The 1,231-nt window shown below is 64.7% G+C and carries 1 protein-coding gene; it reads right to left on the reverse strand.

What is annotated here, in order from left to right; translation table 11 throughout:
• Window positions 1–42: 42 nt before the first annotated feature.
• A protein-coding gene (locus AC3ERS_RS36560; RefSeq protein ID WP_431972731.1) for an IS3 family transposase occupies window positions 43–1,154 on the reverse strand; the annotation gives its coding sequence in 2 pieces (ribosomal slippage) (window positions 43–887 and window positions 887–1,154; 1,113 coding nt in all).
• Window positions 1,155–1,231 lie beyond the last annotated feature (77 nt).

A 1,231-nucleotide genomic window follows, 5' to 3' on the forward strand; every position in this document is an offset into this window, starting at 1 on the left:
TGACGGGACCCCGTTGATCGGTCCACCGTGAGTGTGAGTCGGTTATCGGTGGATGCAGGCAGCAGCGTATCCCGAGGGGGTTTGATAGCCCAGGGCTGAGTGCCTGCGGTAGTGGTTGTAGTCGTCCTTCCAGTCGCTGATCACGACGCGGGCTTGGGTCAGCGACCAGAAGTTGTTGATGTTGAGGCATTCGTCGCGCAGTCGGCCGTTGAACGATTCGACGTAGCCGTTGCGCCAGGGCTGTCCGGGTGGGATGAACGCCAGGCCGACGCGTTCACCGGCCCAGTCCCGCATCGCCTGGCATGCCAGTTCCGGGCCGTTGTCGCTGCGCAACGCGGCCGGGTATCCGCGGCCGGTGGCGATGCGGTCGAGTTCTTCGATGAGCCGGTCGGCGGTGATGGAGCGTTCGACCAGCCCGCCTAGGCATTCGCGGGTGTGCTCATCGACGATGGACACGATCTTGACCGGACGGCCGTCGTCGGTGGCGTCGAACTGGAAATCGACTGCCCACACTCGATTCGGTGCGTCCGCGGTCACCGCCGTGACCGTCGAGTCACCGATTCGTTTACGGCGCCGTCGCTGCGGCACCCGTAACCCTTCCTGCCGCCACAGACGTTGAATCTTCTTGTGATTCACCGTCCAGCCCTCGCCGCGGGCGTCGTGGTAGGCGCGACGGAACCCTTGACGGGGGTGGTTGCGTGCCCAGTCACGCAACCATGCCCGCAACGGGGCATCCCGATCCGTGGGCTGCTGCGCGCCCGCAGGACGGCGTTGGGTACTGCGATGCTGCCCGGTCACCCGGCAGGCGAACCGTTCGCTGACGCCCATAAGCCGCATCAGATGCGCTACAGCCGCCCGCCGGCGTTCCGGGTCTAGAAGTTTCCCTTGGCGATCTCCTTCAATGCCGCCTTCTCCAACTCCGCTTCGGCCAAAAGCCTTTTGAGTGTGGTGTTCTCGCGTTCGAGGTCTTTCAACCGTTTGGCGTCGTCGGCCTTCAGTCCGCCGAATTGGTTACGCCACCGGTAGTAGGTGGCTTCGGTGATCTGCAACGCCCGGCACACATCCGCGACGTCCTTGCCCTCGCCGAGCAGCCGATCGGCCTCGGTCAACTTGCGCACGACCTGCTCAGGGGTGTGCCTCTTCCTCGTGGTCATCGCCATCGAGCCTTCCCGCCCACAACATGGGCCGCAAGACCCACACAGCCCATGGACCGACCTCACGGGGTCAGGTC

It is taken from the genome of Nocardia sp. bgisy134 (assembly GCF_057708325.1).